At 38.1% G+C, this 391-nt stretch carries 1 protein-coding gene; it reads right to left on the bottom strand.

All coding sequences use genetic code 11. The features are described 5' to 3' along the window. A partial coding sequence (locus A194_RS0116590) for an MBL fold metallo-hydrolase (protein ID WP_017187871.1) occupies nt 1-391 on the bottom strand: 391 nt, incomplete at both ends.

The following is a 391-nucleotide window of genomic DNA, read 5'->3' as shown; positions in this document are numbered from 1 at the left end:
ATTTGCTTGTAAACAAGCTCTGGATTCGTCGACTGTCCAAAGTGCCCGAAGTTAATCGCATCGACATCAAGACGTTCAATTCGGCTTAATGATTCTAACATTGATTTTGGATCAAACTGATTAGGTGATGTAGATGGTAGAATAAGCTCTTCATCAAATTCTAGTAAATCAGGGTAATACACGCCAATCGTATCCCCTGTAAAAATACTATTACTTTTTGAGTCATGTATGGAAAAATGATGCTTCGCATGACCTGGTGTGTCATAAAACGTTAACTCTCGATTCTGCAGCTTCAACTGACTACCATCCTCATGCTCTTGCAATCTCACTTCTGGAACAGGAATAATTGGATCAAATAACTTATCAAACTTATCGCCATAAACTGCTTTAG

This window comes from Alkalibacillus haloalkaliphilus C5 (genome assembly GCF_000269905.1).
GTDB lineage: Bacteria > Bacillota > Bacilli > Bacillales > Alkalibacillaceae > Alkalibacillus > Alkalibacillus haloalkaliphilus_A.
The sequence above is the reverse complement of the archived record's forward strand: the minus strand, read 5'-3'. Positions and strand labels throughout refer to the sequence as shown.